Raw genomic sequence first — 15,846 nt, 5'->3', positions numbered from 1 at the left:
TATAAGTTATAAATTATGAGTTATGAATGTTTTCTAAAGCATAACTTTCTGCAAAAGTAAACTATTATCTTGCATTTGCGAATTATTTATGGAGATACAACCTTAGAACGGAACTTAAATCGAAATAATGAATTTGCTGAAGAACATTTATAACTGGTTTTCGAACAAGAGATTCATTCGTTAAGAAATAATGTAAACCATCTTTCGTCGCAATTCCTTCAATTTGATGAAAAGGAAGTTTTAAATCGATTCGCCTTTTATTTCCAGATAAAAAATCTTGATCTTTAAAATCGTAAAGCAGATATAAAAAAGGTTTTCCCACTTTAGTATAGCCGCACAAAATAATTAGTTTTTTGTTTTCTAAATAAGTGGCACCAGTAACCAGACCCTTGGTGTCAAGTGTTGCTTTAAGTTTTGCAATTTGTGTCCCTTCTTGCTTTGATAAAGCGTAAATATTGGTCTTAGACGATTTCCATTGTTTGGTAAACAGATAGATACTGTCTTTAGAAACAATAAATGCCTCACAATCAAAATCGGTTTTGTTTGGTTTTGATGGAGAAAAATCAGTTTGGTCAGAATAAGAAAATACAATAGTTTCAATTTTCGGATTTTCCTCTAAAAAAGATGTTTTTTCAATTTTAAGAATTTTCAAATCGGTTCTATTTCCAGAATAATTATTGCCAAAATCGCCGATATAAAGATGTGTGCTGTCTTGCGATATTTCTTCCCAATCGTGATTGATAGTTTCGGGAAGAATAATTTTCTTTTTGATTTGTCCTAATGTATCTAAGCCATAAATTGTAGTGTCATGATCGTCATTATGTGTCCAGAGTAAATTTTGAAAAGCAATTAAGCCAGAGGTTTCTCGTATAGAAACGTTAAGATGATGAGAATATATAGGTCTGATTTTTAGTTTTTTGTAATTGCAACTTCCATTGTTTTGTAGAGATGATGAACTGTAATTTTCTGCTTGCGGATCGTTACAGCTAGGAATTTGACTATGGGCTGACGTGAAAAATAATAAAAAAAATAATAGCGTTTTTTTCATTTAAAGATTTGGTTTAATTCCTCTGTAAAAATAGCTTTTAAAACTAAGATGAGTTGTCATAGATTTTAAAATATTTTGAGTATTGCTTTTTTTTGAAAGAGGAAGAGTACGTTTTTTTTGTATTAAAATAAGACATTTCTTTCATTTTGACTTTTAAATATACCTTGTCTAAATTACTTTTGCAAAAAATAAAAAAGTTTACCTCATTTAAAATTACGATTTTTTTAAGGTTTTTTATTTAAAAACTAGGATTTGAGTCTGATTCATGTGAGTTGGAAGAGCGGAGCTATGCTTTTTTATTTTTTTTGCTAATTATTACTAGATATGAAGATAGGAATTACGTTTAGTGCATTTGATTTACTGCATGCTGGTCATGTGAAAATGTTAGAAGAGGCTAAAAACCAATGCGACTATTTAATTGTTGGATTACAGATAGATCCTGCTTTAGATCGTCCTGAAAAAAATAGCCCTACACAAACAGTCGTTGAAAGATATATCCAACTTAAAGGATGCAAATTTGTTGATGAAATTATTCCTTACACAACAGAGCGAGATTTAGAAGATATTCTGCGTTCCCATAAAATTGATGTTCGTATTATTGGTGAAGAATATCAGAATAAAAACTTTACAGGGAAAAATTATTGCGCTGAAAAAGGAATAGAGCTATATTTTAACAAACGTGATCACCGTTTTTCTAGTAGTGGGTTGAGAAAAGAAGTTGCTGTTAAAGAGTTAATAAAAACAAAATAACTTTTGTGAGAATAAACAGCTATTATATTATTTTAATTTCCCTTTTATGTATTAACGTTAAAGGCAATCATAATGAATTCAAAACTCCTATTTATGCTATTGTGAGAAGTAATACCTCTGATGCGAATTTAATTAAGGTATTAGAAAATCCTCAAGTAGCGGGTATAACATATTATGTCGGTTGGTCTAAGTTAAATCCTGAGGAGAATATATATGATTTTGCTTCTTTGGAGAGAATTTTGACTATAACTAAACAATATAACAAAAAAATAAACTTAGGAGTTCTAACTGGCCGATGGTCTCCTGATTGGTTAGAAAACAAGCATGTAAAATATTTGTATTGGGAACATTCCGATAATTATGTTGAAAAAGGAAAACTTTGTCAAGCAAAGTCACCATTGCCTTGGGATAAAACTTTTAATGATTTCTTTAAGTTTTTTTTATTACAACTAAAAGTTATCGTAGATCAAAATCAAAATATTTTTAATGCAATTGAAATTACTGGAGGAAGCAATACAAATGGTATTGAAACTAATTTAATTTGCTCTAATAAAGAATTAAGTAGAGTTAGCTTTAGTTATTTCAAATACACTGAAAATTGGAAGAAAATTATTGATGAGTTTATAGAGCTGTTTCCTCATACAGTTTTAACATTAGCCATCCATGATACCTATGGCTCTGAAAGAACCGATTTAGTTTCTAAGGAACTGATTAGATATTGTACTTTAAAATACAGGAAAAGAATAAAAATTGCAGCTTTTGCTTTTACTGAAGAGCAATGGTTTAATAAAGGGAATCAATATGCAGATCTTGTTTTGCAATTGCATACTCAAAGTATAATGTTACAAGCAATACGTATATATTCTAATATAAGTAATACAAACCAAGATTTTTACAATATGTTGTTAAAAGCAGATAAAATTGGACCTGCATGGTTAGAAATTTGGAGCGAAGATGTTATTGCAGGATTTTTAAACCCGAGATAAATGATTTTATTTTTTATAAGTTTTGTCGTTTATTTTTTTTCAATTTATAATAAAAATAATAAGGACTTTTTTCAGCCTGAAATTTTTCTTAATTTATACTTTATTATTCTAATAGGAATTGGTCCTATAGCACTTTATTTCTTTTCAGCAGAACTTTTTAACACAGCAAACTATCAGCTTGTATCTTTTATAATATTATTAGGATACTCATCTATTAATTTAGGATATTACGCAGCTGCATCTGGAAAATTGGTTTTTAATAGTAAGACAGAATTTGTTATTTGTAAAATTAGAAAGCAACGCAGAAGCTGGAAATTTAAATCAACAGGATATTTATTTATCATAATAGGCTTAGTAGCTGCAGTTATCTTTTTTATGAGAGCTGGCAGTATACCTATTCTTGCTCCTAATAAAGAAGTCGCAAGAGTAATGGCGCTGGGTGTGGGCGGTAATGGGTATTTTCTTTATTTGATGACGTTGAGTATGTATGGAATTTTATTATTGGCATTGTATACCTACTTATATGATAATAAACAAGCCTTCTTATTTGTCTTAACCATTCTCGTTGGAGCTGTCATGACAGGAACTGGTTCGCGAAGATATTTTCTATGGCTCTGTTTGTACGTATTTATGGCTAGACATTTTCTATACTCGTTTATTCCAATAAAAAAAATGACGATTTTTACGATAGCGGGATTACTTTTTGTTAATTTATTTGAAATGTTTAGAAATCCTGACAGCATGACTACTGTTGATTTGAAAACAACATTTCTTTATAGGTTCTTGATCTATATATCAAATTTAGAAAAAGTATTATCTGCTTTTATAAAAAAAGATAGTTTTGAATATGGAGGAACTTTTTTCAAGGACTTGTTGACTGCTCTTCCAGGTAAACAAATAGATTATCAATCATGGCTCAAAGAGGTTACAGAGTTAGAATTTGAAGGATTTGGAATTCCTCCCACAATTATGGGAGATTTTTATGTCAATTTTGGATATCCCGGAATTATAATTGGATGTTTTTTATTTGGATATATAATTAGGAGATTGTATAACAGGTTTATTATAGAAAAGAAAACACTATTTGATATATTCTTGTATATAGTGTGTTTAGAAATTGGATCAAAGATTATTACCTCGGGTATTTCTGCACAGTCTGTTAGTATTGTATGGCTGTTTGTATTCATATCTATTCATAAATTCTGCCACTCGATGATAAATGCCAAACGACCATTCTTTTATAAAAGATCTTCATTATTATTTAATAAATGTTAAAGTTAGTAAGAATACTATGTTCTGGAGTTGGCGCAGCTGGAGCAACTTTTCTCTTGCAGGTTTTGTTAAGTCATAAATTGCCAATGCATCAATTTGGTATTTATGCAGCGGCAAATTCTTCACTTACGATGATTGGACCTTTTGCAGGAATGGGCGTTGGAGGTTTGTTTTTACGTAAAGCATGTGTTGATGAAAATAGATACGATGAATATTTTTCCGTAGCTCTAAAATGCATTTTGATAAACATAATCATTGCAATCATTGTTAGTCAGTTTATTTTTTTTAATACAGGATTAGATATTATTCAGGCACTTTGTTTGGCCTCTTTTTATTTGCCAATTGCATTTCAATATTTTGTTATTTCTTATGCTCAGGTTTCAGAAAATTTTGCCAAGGTTTCGATAGCACAGATAATTAATCCCTTATTACGAGTTGTTACAATTTTATTTCTATTCCTTCTATCACCAACTTTAACCAATACAACTATTTTACTGTTTTTTGCAAATCTGGGCTCCTTTGTAATCCTTTTGAAACTTATCGATCAAAATAAAATATTTCAACTTTTATTTTTTAAGCAATCTAAAAGTGTATTCTTTTCTTTTTTTAAAGAATCATTTTTGTATTCTTTTAATGGAACTATAAATGTTGTCCAGATCCAATTATCCATTATTATGGCAATGTATCTTTTTGGATCTAATACTTCAGGGATTTATTCTTCTGCTATTGTATTACTTACCGCATGTTATATACTTCCTAATCTAATATTTGGAACATATCTTCTTCCTCAATATTATAAGTTAGAAAAAACCGTATTAAAAATCACAAGTCTGCAACATTCCATTGTCGCATTTGTATTGGGTATATTGTTTTTTATTGTGGTTTATGCATCTTCAGAAATAGTTATAAAATTATTGTATCCCGCTACCTTTAAAAATTCAGCCCATTTATTAAATATTTTGGCTATTAGTTTACCATTTCGTTTTTACTCAACAGGAATTGGCGCAGCTCTTTTAAATGAAAAATGCATAAAACGCAAAGTTTCAGCATCATTTTCAGGACTTATATTCCAGGTTTTTTTGATGCTTTCTCTCCGAAATATAGGAGAAGAATCTTTATCAATATCTTTTGTTTTAAGTGAGGTTCTTACGGCTGTTATTTACACGATAATTTTTTTAAAATATTTTAACAATAAGGCAATAAGTTAAAAATGAAGATTTCGTTTATAGGCTATTACGGAAGTAATTTTGGAGATTTATTAATGCTTACTTCACTTATTGATTATTATGGTCAGCATTATAATCAAATAAATATTTATACATATGGGAATGAGGATAATTTGTGTGATTCACTTTTATTGAATGCTCATAGAAATAAAATTCAAATTTTTGGTCTAACGGGAGATAAGAAAGTTAGCTATAGTAATTTTTTTAAAACAGTAAAAGGTTCTAAATATATTATCTGGGGCGGTGGGACTTGTTTTATGGATCAAGGAGGAACAGGAGGACTAAAATATATGATCGAAGCATATTTTGCTAAAGTTTCAATATTGTATTTAGGAGTCGGAATTGATTCAGATCATAAAGCAAAAACTAAACTTATAGTTTTTACAGCTGTTTTATTATCTAAGGCATTATATTTTAGAGATGAAAAATCTTTACTGAGAGCTAATAATTTAACGTTTAATTTATTTAAACATAAGATTAAACATGTGCCTGATATAGCGCATATCAATACAATTCAAAACAAGTCTGATTCTAGTGACTATATTGTTTTTTGTTGCCGTGATTTATCGAGTTATGAATACGTAAATAATGAAAAAGTAAACAATTATTTAACTGGTCTTGCTATTGCTGTTTGTAAACATTTAAGTATAAAAAGAATTGTCAATTTAATTTGCGATTTGGAAGTAGATGATAAACAAAGCCGAATAGCGAATGAATTATTTGTGCAAAATGGAATTGTTGTAAATAATGTTTTTGGATACAAAGTTGAAGATTCTCTTATAGCTATTAAAAATTCAAAATTTGTAATTAGTTCACGTTTGCACCCTGCGGTTATAGCGCAAAATCTGAGTGTTCCGTATGCATTGTTTAACTATTCAGATAAGAACAAAAAATTTGTAGAAGATACAAACGAAAATTCAAGGTTGATTGGCAGGAATAATTTCGAAGAATATATTCCAGATTTTCAAAAGCCTAAAATAGGTAATCTTGAAAATAAGAGACAAAGTATTCTGAATGTACTTGCAAAATATAGTAAATAATGATCATGAGGGTAAAGGATTTTTCAATTGGTTTAATTGAACCAGTAGGAGGGCATGGAGGAATGGATTATTATGATTATGGCTTGGCAATGGGATTAGCTGAGAATAATGTAAAAGTAGTTTATTATACGTGTAGTGAAACCAATGAAAGAAAATATGATAATGTACAAACTTTCATTTGTTTTAAAAAAATGTGGAAAAGAAACTTTTTTATTAAAGTTTTTAAGTATCTAATTGGCCACTGTTTGGCAATTTCAGATTTAAAAAAAAGAAATATAAAAATTATTCATTTGCATTTTTTTTCATTTAGAAGCATTGATCTGTTTATTCTTTGGTATGCTCGAATGAATAATTTTAAAATGATAATTACACTTCATGATATCAATTCTTTTTATAAAAAAGCAAACAGAATTATTGAGAAAAGATGTTTTAAGTATATCGATGGTATAATTGTTCATAATAAAAGTTCGTTAAAAGCTTTAGATAGTAAATTTAATTTACCTATTCCAAAAGCGATAATTCCCCATGGTAATTATTTACCATTTATTAATAATTTGCCACATGTTGAATCTATAGACAAAGACAAGTTTTCACTCTTGTTTTTCGGACAAATAAAAAAAGTAAAAGGGTTAGATGTTTTACTTAAGGCAATAAGTATTTTGAAAAAAAAAAAATGCTACGTTGAGTTAACCATAGCAGGTAAGGTCTGGAAAGATGAACTGGGAAAATATCAAGAAATAATAAAGACACTTGAAATAGAGGATAGAGTTATAACGGATTTTAGATATATTCCAGACAACGAAGTCGTTACATTTTATCAAAAAGCAGACTTAGTTGTTTTGCCCTACCGCAATATTTATCAAAGCGGGGTATTGCTTCTAACTCTAAGTTATGGAAAGCCTGTACTTTGTTCTGACTTAGATCCTTTTAAAGAAATTATTAATCATAATGAAAACGGTTTCTTATTTCAAAATGAAAACGCTCAAGATTTAGCTCATAAAATTCGAGAAATAATTTCTAATAAGTCTAATCTAATGAAAGTTAAAAATAATGCAAATCTTATAATTCGAGATAATTATAACTGGATTAGAATAGGACAATTGACTAAAAAATTTTATGATCTAATTCTTTCAAAATAACTCAAAATTAAAAGTCACATTTTCTTTTATGCAAATAACTACTTGTTTTAGACAGTTTAATCAACTTTTTAGTCAAGTATATTTTATAAATTAATTAGTAATTTAAATGAAAATCGCAATTATAGGAACAAGAGGAATTCCTAATTATTACGGAGGCTTTGAGCAATGTGCCGAATATTTAGCTTTAGGATTAATAAAAAGAGGTTTTGAAGTTATTGTTTACAACTCTCACAATCATCCTTATAAAGAAAAACAGTGGAAAGGTGTCAAAATTGTACACTGTTATGATCCTGAAGATAAATTAGGAACTGCAGGACAGTTCATTTATGACTTAAATTGTATTCTCGATGTTAGAAAACGCGACTGCGATATTATTCTGCAATTAGGGTATACAAGCAGTGCAGTTTGGAATTGGTTAATGCCAAGAAAATCTATTGTTACAACTAATATGGATGGCCTAGAATGGAAAAGAAGCAAATACTCTAAAATAATTAGAAAATTTCTTCATTACTCAGAATCACTGGTAATAAAACATAGCGACTACTTAATTTCTGATTCAATCGGTATTAAAAATTATTTAGAAAAGAAATACAAAGTGACATCAACTTATATTGCTTATGGAGCCAGTCTCTTTGTTAATAGTGATTATATAGTTATAGAGCGTTATGGTTTAAAGCCTTATAAATATGATATGCTAATTGCCAGGTTAGAACCAGAAAATAGTATAGAGATAATCCTTGATGGAGTTACAAAATCAAATCCTTCAAGACCTTTTTTAGTTATTGGAAATCATAATACTAAATATGGAAATTATTTAAAAATGAAGTATTCTTCATTTGCGTACATTCAGTTCTTAGGAGGCATTTACAATATAGAAATTCTAAATAATCTTCGATATTACTCTAATATTTATTTTCACGGACATACTGTAGGCGGGACAAATCCTTCTTTATTAGAAGCAATGGCGTCTAATAGTCTGATTTGCGCACACAATAATGATTTTAATAGATATATTTTAGAAGAGCATGCTCTTTATTTTACAAATGATGATGATGTGGCACAGCATTTAATGAATGCAAAATATGAAGATTCTGGGATTCAGTCCATGCTAATTGAAAACACAAAGAAGATAAACGAGATGTATGATTGGGAGATTATTATTAATCAATATGTTAATCATTTCACCTCTATTGTAAAATAAATTTTAGTAGAAATCTTTATGAAAATTTTACAAAAATTATCGCAATATAGTTTTTCAAGATATTTCCAGATCATATTTATCCTTTGGGATATTGTATTAATAAATATTTCAATTCTCATTTCTGGATTACTTAAGTTTGAAAGTTTAGACAAGTTTTTTTTGAAGGAGGTACAAACGATATCTTTATTAGGGAATTTAATTTGGCTTGGTCTTCTTTTATATAAAGACTCCTATAGAATTATAAGGGTAGAAACCATAGAGTCTATATTGTCTAGAACCGTAAAAAAAGTTATTATCCATAGTGCTATTGTAGCCATTTTTGTTGTCTTTTTAGATTATTCGGATATTTCAAGATTACAATTGTTTTATTTCTATATTTTTTTCTTTTCATTTTTAATTTTTTCACGAATTTTTTCGATGAAACTTCTGAAATATGTTAGAGCGAGGGGCTATAATTTTCGCAATGTTATTATTGTAGGTGCAAATGACGCAGGAAAACGTATTCGTAAAATTTTAGCTAAAAATTTGACTTATGGTTACAGATTTCTGGGTTTTTTTGACAAACCAGATAACATGTCAAATTCAGTATTAGCAAATTTTTTAGGAGGATTTGATGATATTCAAGATTTTATAAAAAAAAATCATGTTGATGAAATGTATATAACGCTTCATATTGATGATATTGATGTCATCAATAAGCTAATTGAAATATGTGAACAACAGATGGTAAGAATTAAATTTATTCCAGACTTTCAATTATATACTAAGTCTAGTAGAGTTGAAATTTCTTTTTATGAAAATACGCCTGTTCTAATGTCTAGAAGAGAGCCATTAGAAAACACATCAAATAGAGTTTTAAAAAAGATTTTTGATATTTGTTTTTCTTTCTTAATTATAATATTAATATTTCCTTGGCTGTTTCCTGTTCTCATGGCTATTATTAAAATTGAATCTCCAGGACCAGTTTTTTTTAAACAAGAGAGATCAGGAAGAGATAATAAAACATTTTTATGTTTAAAATTTAGAAGCATGCATGTAAATGATGTTTCGAATAAAAAACAAGCTCAGAAAGGAGATAAGCGTGTTACAAGATTTGGCGCTTTTATGAGAAAGACAAGCATCGATGAACTCCCGCAATTTTTTAATGTTCTCTTTGGGCATATGTCAGTTGTTGGACCAAGACCTCACATGTTATACCATACAGAAGAATATAAAGAATTAATCAATAATTATTTGGTTCGTCATTATGCAAAACCAGGTATAACAGGTTGGGCTCAAGTTAATGGATATCGCGGTGAAACCAAAGAACTTATCGATATGGAAAACAGAGTAGAGTTTGATATTTGGTACATTGAAAATTGGAGTTTGCTCTTAGATATAAAAATCATAATAAAAACAGTTCTCAATGCTTTTCATGGAGAAAAAAATGCCTACTAATTTTACTTCTATAATTAAAAAATGAGATTCCTTATAATGTAATGCGCTAGCAGAATAGACTTTTTTATTTTGTTATTGATGTTTACGATTTTTTTAAAAAAAATAAAACAAATGAAATTTTATTGTATTTTTTTGATGAAAAAAATTGTTTTTTTATCTCTTTTGTTTGTGTTTTTTTCTTGTGCTTCAAGAAAAAATATAGTTTATTATCAAGATATTGATTCGTTATCAAAAGAACAAAATCTGAGTTCTTACGAAATTAAAATACAACCTGATGATTTGTTAATGATTCTCGTTTCTTCTGATGATCCCGAAGCAGCTGTACCTTTTAACTTAAAGACTTACAGTATTTCGAACAATAATAAAGCAGATATTGCCCGTGCTCAGGAAACGGTACAGACGTATCTGGTTGATCAAAATGGAAATATAGAATTTCCGGTATTGGGAAATATTAAAATAGGTGGACTTACTCGTACAGAAGCACTTCAGTTCATGCAAAGTAAAATCACTAAGTATATTAAAAATCCAATCATAAATCTTCGTATAACAAATTTTAAAATTTCATTACAGGGTGAGGTTAATTTACCTGGAACTTATTCAGTTGTTTCAGAGAGAATTACTTTGATAGAAGCTTTAAGTATGGGCAAAGATTTAACTATTTATGGTAAGAGAAATAATATTCTGGTTATTAGAGAAAACAACGGACAAAAAACTTATAATAGAGTTGATATAACAAAATCAGACTTTATTAATTCCCCTTTTTACTATTTGGCTCAAAATGATGTAGTGTATGTTGAACCTAATAAAACTAGAGTGAATTCTTCGGCCGTTGGTCCAAATACTTCTGTAATCATTTCTGCGATCTCTATTTTAGTTTCGCTTTCAGTTCTAATTTTTAAATAAAATCGAAATAATAAATTATAATGAAAGAGTTTTATAATGATGTTGAAGATGATGATATCGAAGATCTTGGTCTTAAACAACAATTAGAAAAATATTTAGTTCATTGGCGTTGTTTTTTATTGAGTATTATAATAGGCCTGTTGTTGGCTTTCTTATATTTAAGATTTTCAACAGCTTTTTATGAGGCTTCAACTACAATACTTGTTAAGGATGAGAAAAAAGGAGGAATGCTTTCAGAACTTTCCGCTTTTTCAGATTTGGGTTTGGGGGCAAGTGTGAAGAGTAATATTGACAATGAAATTGAAATTTTAAAATCAAGAACTTTGGCAGAAAGTACAATTTTGAAACTTAATTTAAATGTTGCTTTGTTTCATGAGGAAAATTTTATAGAACGTGATATATATGGCGAAGCTCCGATAGAAATTCATTTTGTAAACAAAATGCCATCATTTAAAGAGGCAAGTATTAATCTTAATTGCGAATTAATAACTGCTGAAACTTTTTCATTGGTAGAGAAAACTGAAAATAAGGAAAGCTCTATAGTATCGCCTAAGAAAGGGTTTAGATTTGGAGAAAAAATTTTCACGAAAATAGGAACTTTAGTGGTAAACAAAACAGCTTTTTTTTCTGATTTTTATTCAAATGGAGAGAAATCTATCTGTATTTTGATAAAACCATTAGATGATTTGACAGAAGATTTTAGAAAAAAACTCAAAGTAGAGCCTATTAGTAAAACCAGTAGTGTGGTTAGTATTTCAATTTCAGATCCAGTTGCAAAAAAGGCAGAGGAGTTTTTAAATAACATGGTTGAGATTTATAATGAGAGTGCAAAACAAGATAAAAATTTCATTTCAGAAAACACCTCTAATTTTATTTCCAACAGGCTTGCTCTAATTACTAAAGAACTTGATGGTGTAGAACAAAATGTTGAAAGTTTCAAAAAATCAAATCGACTAACTGATATTGAATCTGATGCAAAGCTGTATGTTGAAAGTTCAAATGAATATGATAAAAAAGGGATTGAAACTGAAATTCAGTTAAACGTAGTTTATTCGTTGCTTGATTTTATTAAAAAAAGTTCAAATTCAGATTTGTTACCTTCTAATCTAATTTTAGATAAAGGAGATGCATCTAATTTGATTAATTCCTATAATCAATTGGTTTTAGATCGTAATCGAGTTTTGAAATCGGCAACAAATGAGAATCCAACAGTTGTAAAATTAGACCAGCAAATAAGTTTGTTAAAACTTAATGTAGCAGAAACTTTAAATAGGATGCAGTCTAATTTACAAATTCAAAATCGCGATCTAAAAACTAAAGAAGGAGTTTTGAATAGTAAAATTGAAAAAATTCCAGTTCAAGAACGTCAATTTAGAATAATAGCAAGACAGCAAAAAGTAAAAGAAGAACTGTATTTATACTTATTGCAAAAGAGAGAAGAAACTGCAATTTCATTAGCTGCAACTGAACCTAATGCTCGAATAATTGATACGGCAAAAGCAGAAAAAAATCCAGTAAGTCCAAAGAAAAAGATAATTTATCTAGCAGGAATTTTATTTGGGATATTGATCCCGTTGAGTATTATTTATGCAGATGATTTATTAAATACTAAAATTAAAAGCAGAGATGATTTAGAAGGGAAAACGCAAATTCCGTTTATAGGAGATGTGCCTCATTGCGAGCATGTGTCAGAATTAATCAAACCTAATAGCAGGAGTAGTTCTGCAGAAGCGCTTCGTATTGTTAGAACCAATCTTGGATTTATGCTGAATAAAGGTGAAGAAGGTAAAGCAAAAACGATATTTGTAACTTCAACTTTAGCTTCCGAAGGAAAAACATTTATTTCGACAAATTTAGCAGCCAGTTTTGCATTATTAGAAAAAAAGGTTTTACTCATAGGTATGGATATTAGAAGTCCAAAACTGAATGAATATATTAATCTTCCTCCTGAAGGGCTTACAAATTTTTTGTCTTCAAACAATAAAGAAATTGAGGATTATATTGTAAAGCATGATAAATATGAGAATTTTTATATTTTGCCGGGAGGAATAGTCCCCCCAAATCCGCCTGAATTGTTGACGAACAAAAAAGTAGATCAGTTATTTGAAAAATTAAAAGCAGAATATGATTATATTATAGCAGATACTGCTCCAGCTAGCCTTGTAACAGATACATTGCTTATAGCAAAAAATGCTGACACGTTTGTTTATGTAATGCGTGCCAGATTTTTAGAAAAACGAATGATATCTATTGCAAACAGATTTTTTAGAGATAAAAAGCTTCCTAATATGTGTATTGTTCTTAATGATACAAATTCGAAAGGAAAGTATAGTTATGGTTATGGAGAGAAGTTGGAGAAAAGAGGATGGCTTAAAAAAATTATCGGCTAAAATAAGAAAACGGTTCAAAATATTTTGAACCGTTTTTTTTTGCAAACAATTGATCTGTATTGTTAATTTAATGTTTCACAAGAATTGACTTAAAAATAGTATATAGCAATAATTAAAATACTATTTTCGTCATTTAGACTAAAAACAAATCTTACTCAGACAAAAAGCTTGAAAATGAATTTTTTACAAAACCTATCACGATATCGTTTTTCGCGTTACTCTAAACTATTATTTGTGTGCTGGGATCTTTTATTATTAAATTTTGCTGTATATCTGTCTGCTATGACAAGATTTGGAGATACAGACAAGCTTTTTTTGAAAGACGAAAAAACGATTTCATTATTAGCGAACCTGATCTGGATCGTTTTACTAATGCAAAAAGATTCTCATAGAATTATAAGGATAGAATATATCGAATCAATTTTAAAAAGAACAATTAAAAAGATTCTTATCCATGTCGCATTAATAGTCTTTTTTGTGGTTTTTTTAAAGTATACAGACATTTCAAGGCTCAGGTTGTTATATTTTTACCTGCTTTTTTTCACTTTACTGATGATCTCCCGATATATACTAATGAAACTCTTAAAATATATTAGAGCTAAAGGTTATAATTTTAAAAAAATTATTATTGTAGGTGCTAATGAAACAGGAGAAAAGATGCGGAAAATATTAGCTAAAGATTTAACATATGGATATAAATTTTTAGGTTTTTTTGATCAAAAGAATGAAATCGAAAATCAATATATTCCAGTTATAGGAGGATTTGATGATGTACAGGAGTTTATTATTAGAGAAGAAATAGAAGAAGTGTATGTCGCTTTGCATATAGATAATATTAAAGTAATAAATGAGTTAACAAAAGTATGTGAGCAAAACTTGGTCAGAATTAAGTTTGTTCCTGATTTTCAGCTGTATACAAAATCTAGTAAGGTTGAGGTAGCTTTTTATGAAAATACACCTGTGTTAATGCTACGTCCTGAACCTTTAGAATTAGCAATAAACCGACTTTTAAAAAAAATATTTGATCTTTGTTTTTCTACACTTGTTATAATTTCGATCTTTCCTTGGCTCTTTCCAATAGTGATGATAATTATAAAATTGGAATCAACTGGACCTGTATTTTTTAGGCAAGATCGTTCTGGTCGTGACAATAAATCATTTTCATGTTTTAAATTTAGAAGCATGCACCTAAATGATTTGGCACATAATAAACAAGCAAAAAAAGGAGATTTACGTATAACAAAATTTGGAGCCTTTATGCGTAAAACAAGTATTGACGAGTTGCCTCAATTTTTTAATGTCCTTTTCGGAAACATGTCTGTAGTAGGTCCACGACCCCATATGGTCAATTTAGCCAAAGAATATGGGGAACTTATAGATAATTACTCAGTTCGTCATTATGCTAAACCAGGAATTACGGGTTGGGCACAAGTAAATGGTTATCGAGGAGAAACAAAAAAGCTTTCTGATATGCAAAATAGAATAGAATGCGATATTTGGTATATAGAAAATTGGAGTTTGCTATTGGATATTAAGATTATAATTAGAACAATTATGAATATTATTCAGGGAGAAGAAAATGCTTATTAGTAAGTTTTAGATTTTTTTAAAATTTGAAAAAGGAATTATTTGCAATTACTTCTTTCAAAATGGAAACATCGCTAATATTTACCTTCTGCTCAAAAGATTTAACATGCTTATTGTGATGTACATCAGTTCCTGTAAAATCATACATTCCTTTTTTGAGAATCTGTTCGGCTATTTTGTTAATTTCACTTCCATAATAGCCAACAACTGAAAGTAAGTTTAGCTGAAATCTGCATCCCGCTTTTTTTAATTTATCGTATTCATTAAAGTTTTTATGATAAAATAAATATCTTTCAGGGTGAGCCAGAACAGGAATATATCCTGCTACTTGTAAGTCAAAAAGTGTTTTATAAAGTTGTATTGGAGCATTCATGTAAGACATTTCTACCAATACGTAATTGTCTTTTAAAGTTAAAAGCTTTTCATTTTTAAAGTGATTCTCAAACCAGTCGTCCATGAAATATTCTGCAGCTGCTTTAAGAGGAGCATTTATATTTTCCTTTGTTATAATCTGTTTAGTTTCTAGACAAGAATTGATAATAGTCGAAGGAGAGTTATCCCAAAGATAGTGGCTAATATGTGGAGTAGTAATAAATTGAGAGACTCCCAATTCCTGTAAAGATTTAATGAGCATTTTAGTATTATCAATAGTTTTTGCGCCATCATCAATTCCTGGTAACAGGTGAGAGTGAATATCTACAAAGTTACCGCCCAGCAGATCTCGTAAAAGAGGTTTCGATTTAAAAAATGATAACATAGTATAAAAAAGGTATAGCTCAATTCATTGTGTTGCAAAATTAATCTAGAATTTGTAACAAGACATTTTAGATTTATGTTATATTTGATTTTTAGTAAAAAAGTAAAAAA

Annotated in this window: 13 protein-coding genes; 11 read left to right on the top strand and 2 right to left on the bottom strand. The window is 29.0% G+C overall.

The genetic code is table 11. The features are described from left to right. Positions 1–82: 82 nt before the first annotated feature. Positions 83–1,048 carry a T9SS C-terminal target domain-containing protein gene (locus tag AC3Y25_RS07220; RefSeq protein WP_489902262.1) on the bottom strand — a complete coding sequence of 322 codons (966 nt, stop codon included), beginning with the start codon at positions 1,046–1,048 and terminating at the stop codon, positions 83–85. A gap of 324 nt (positions 1,049–1,372) precedes the next feature. Between AC3Y25_RS07220 and AC3Y25_RS07215 the strand changes: the two genes are divergently transcribed. From AC3Y25_RS07215 to AC3Y25_RS07165, 11 genes are all read left to right on the top strand, one after another. Then, on the top strand, positions 1,373–1,798 hold the full coding sequence (locus AC3Y25_RS07215; protein WP_489902261.1) for an adenylyltransferase/cytidyltransferase family protein: 426 nt from the start codon (positions 1,373–1,375) through the stop codon (positions 1,796–1,798). Positions 1,799–1,803: 5 nt separating this feature from the next. Beyond that, positions 1,804–2,784: a beta-galactosidase gene (locus tag AC3Y25_RS07210; RefSeq protein WP_489902260.1), complete on the top strand. Its 981-nt coding sequence runs from the start codon at positions 1,804–1,806 to the stop codon at positions 2,782–2,784. Next, a complete protein-coding gene (locus tag AC3Y25_RS07205; RefSeq protein WP_489902259.1) occupies positions 2,785–4,059 on the top strand; it encodes an O-antigen polymerase in 1,275 nt (424 codons plus the stop codon). It abuts the gene before it with no gap. Next, complete coding sequence (locus AC3Y25_RS07200) at positions 4,053–5,264, top strand: oligosaccharide flippase family protein (RefSeq protein ID WP_489902258.1); 1,212 nt, start codon at positions 4,053–4,055, stop codon at positions 5,262–5,264. Before AC3Y25_RS07205 ends, AC3Y25_RS07200 begins: the two co-directional genes overlap by 7 nt. Positions 5,265–5,266: 2 nt before the next feature. Continuing rightward, positions 5,267–6,322: a polysaccharide pyruvyl transferase family protein gene (locus AC3Y25_RS07195; RefSeq protein WP_489902257.1), complete on the top strand. Its 1,056-nt coding sequence runs from the start codon at positions 5,267–5,269 to the stop codon at positions 6,320–6,322. Then, the gene (locus tag AC3Y25_RS07190) at positions 6,322–7,461 is read left to right on the top strand and encodes a glycosyltransferase family 4 protein (RefSeq protein ID WP_489902256.1); all 1,140 of its coding nucleotides are present in this window, start codon (positions 6,322–6,324) and stop codon (positions 7,459–7,461) included. Before AC3Y25_RS07195 ends, AC3Y25_RS07190 begins: the two co-directional genes overlap by 1 nt. Before the next feature lie 106 nt (positions 7,462–7,567). Further along, a complete protein-coding gene (locus AC3Y25_RS07185; protein WP_489902255.1) occupies positions 7,568–8,662 on the top strand; it encodes a DUF1972 domain-containing protein in 1,095 nt (364 codons plus the stop codon). 18 nt (positions 8,663–8,680) lie between these two features. Next, positions 8,681–10,099, top strand: a complete 1,419-nt coding sequence (locus tag AC3Y25_RS07180; protein WP_489902254.1) for an undecaprenyl-phosphate glucose phosphotransferase — start codon at positions 8,681–8,683, stop codon at positions 10,097–10,099. A 135-nt stretch (positions 10,100–10,234) separates the two neighbouring features. Beyond that, positions 10,235–11,002, top strand: a complete 768-nt coding sequence (locus tag AC3Y25_RS07175) for a polysaccharide biosynthesis/export family protein (RefSeq protein ID WP_489902253.1) — start codon at positions 10,235–10,237, stop codon at positions 11,000–11,002. 20 nt (positions 11,003–11,022) lie between these two features. Further along, a complete protein-coding gene (locus AC3Y25_RS07170; protein ID WP_489902252.1) occupies positions 11,023–13,392 on the top strand; it encodes a GumC family protein in 2,370 nt (789 codons plus the stop codon). Positions 13,393–13,566: 174 nt separating this feature from the next. Further along, positions 13,567–14,982, top strand: coding sequence for an undecaprenyl-phosphate glucose phosphotransferase (locus tag AC3Y25_RS07165; protein ID WP_489902251.1), 1,416 nt, complete (start codon positions 13,567–13,569; stop codon positions 14,980–14,982). A gap of 16 nt (positions 14,983–14,998) precedes the next feature. On the opposite strand, the gene AC3Y25_RS07160 is transcribed toward AC3Y25_RS07165, so the two are convergent. Continuing rightward, positions 14,999–15,736: a tyrosine-protein phosphatase gene (locus tag AC3Y25_RS07160; protein ID WP_427874950.1), complete on the bottom strand. Its 738-nt coding sequence runs from the start codon at positions 15,734–15,736 to the stop codon at positions 14,999–15,001. Between the last annotated feature and the right edge of the window lie 110 nt (positions 15,737–15,846).

Source organism: Flavobacterium sp. LK-23 (assembly GCF_058135255.1).
This window is presented reverse-complemented; position numbering and strand designations above follow the sequence as displayed.

What these genes read in the sequence shown, in the direction of transcription:
- AC3Y25_RS07160 (WP_427874950.1), bottom strand. Translation starts at nt 15,736, where the DNA reads ATGTTATCATTTTTTAAATCGAAACCTCTTTTACGAGATCTGCTGGGC.
- AC3Y25_RS07195 (WP_489902257.1), top strand. Translation starts at nt 5,267, where the DNA reads ATGAAGATTTCGTTTATAGGCTATTACGGAAGTAATTTTGGAGATTTA.
- AC3Y25_RS07220 (WP_489902262.1), bottom strand. Translation starts at nt 1,048, where the DNA reads ATGAAAAAAACGCTATTATTTTTTTTATTATTTTTCACGTCAGCCCAT.
- AC3Y25_RS07205 (WP_489902259.1), top strand. Translation starts at nt 2,785, where the DNA reads ATGATTTTATTTTTTATAAGTTTTGTCGTTTATTTTTTTTCAATTTAT.
- AC3Y25_RS07170 (WP_489902252.1), top strand. Translation starts at nt 11,023, where the DNA reads ATGAAAGAGTTTTATAATGATGTTGAAGATGATGATATCGAAGATCTT.
- AC3Y25_RS07180 (WP_489902254.1), top strand. Translation starts at nt 8,681, where the DNA reads ATGAAAATTTTACAAAAATTATCGCAATATAGTTTTTCAAGATATTTC.
- AC3Y25_RS07200 (WP_489902258.1), top strand. Translation starts at nt 4,053, where the DNA reads ATGTTAAAGTTAGTAAGAATACTATGTTCTGGAGTTGGCGCAGCTGGA.
- AC3Y25_RS07185 (WP_489902255.1), top strand. Translation starts at nt 7,568, where the DNA reads ATGAAAATCGCAATTATAGGAACAAGAGGAATTCCTAATTATTACGGA.
- AC3Y25_RS07165 (WP_489902251.1), top strand. Translation starts at nt 13,567, where the DNA reads ATGAATTTTTTACAAAACCTATCACGATATCGTTTTTCGCGTTACTCT.
- AC3Y25_RS07190 (WP_489902256.1), top strand. Translation starts at nt 6,322, where the DNA reads ATGATCATGAGGGTAAAGGATTTTTCAATTGGTTTAATTGAACCAGTA.
- AC3Y25_RS07215 (WP_489902261.1), top strand. Translation starts at nt 1,373, where the DNA reads ATGAAGATAGGAATTACGTTTAGTGCATTTGATTTACTGCATGCTGGT.
- AC3Y25_RS07175 (WP_489902253.1), top strand. Translation starts at nt 10,235, where the DNA reads ATGAAAAAAATTGTTTTTTTATCTCTTTTGTTTGTGTTTTTTTCTTGT.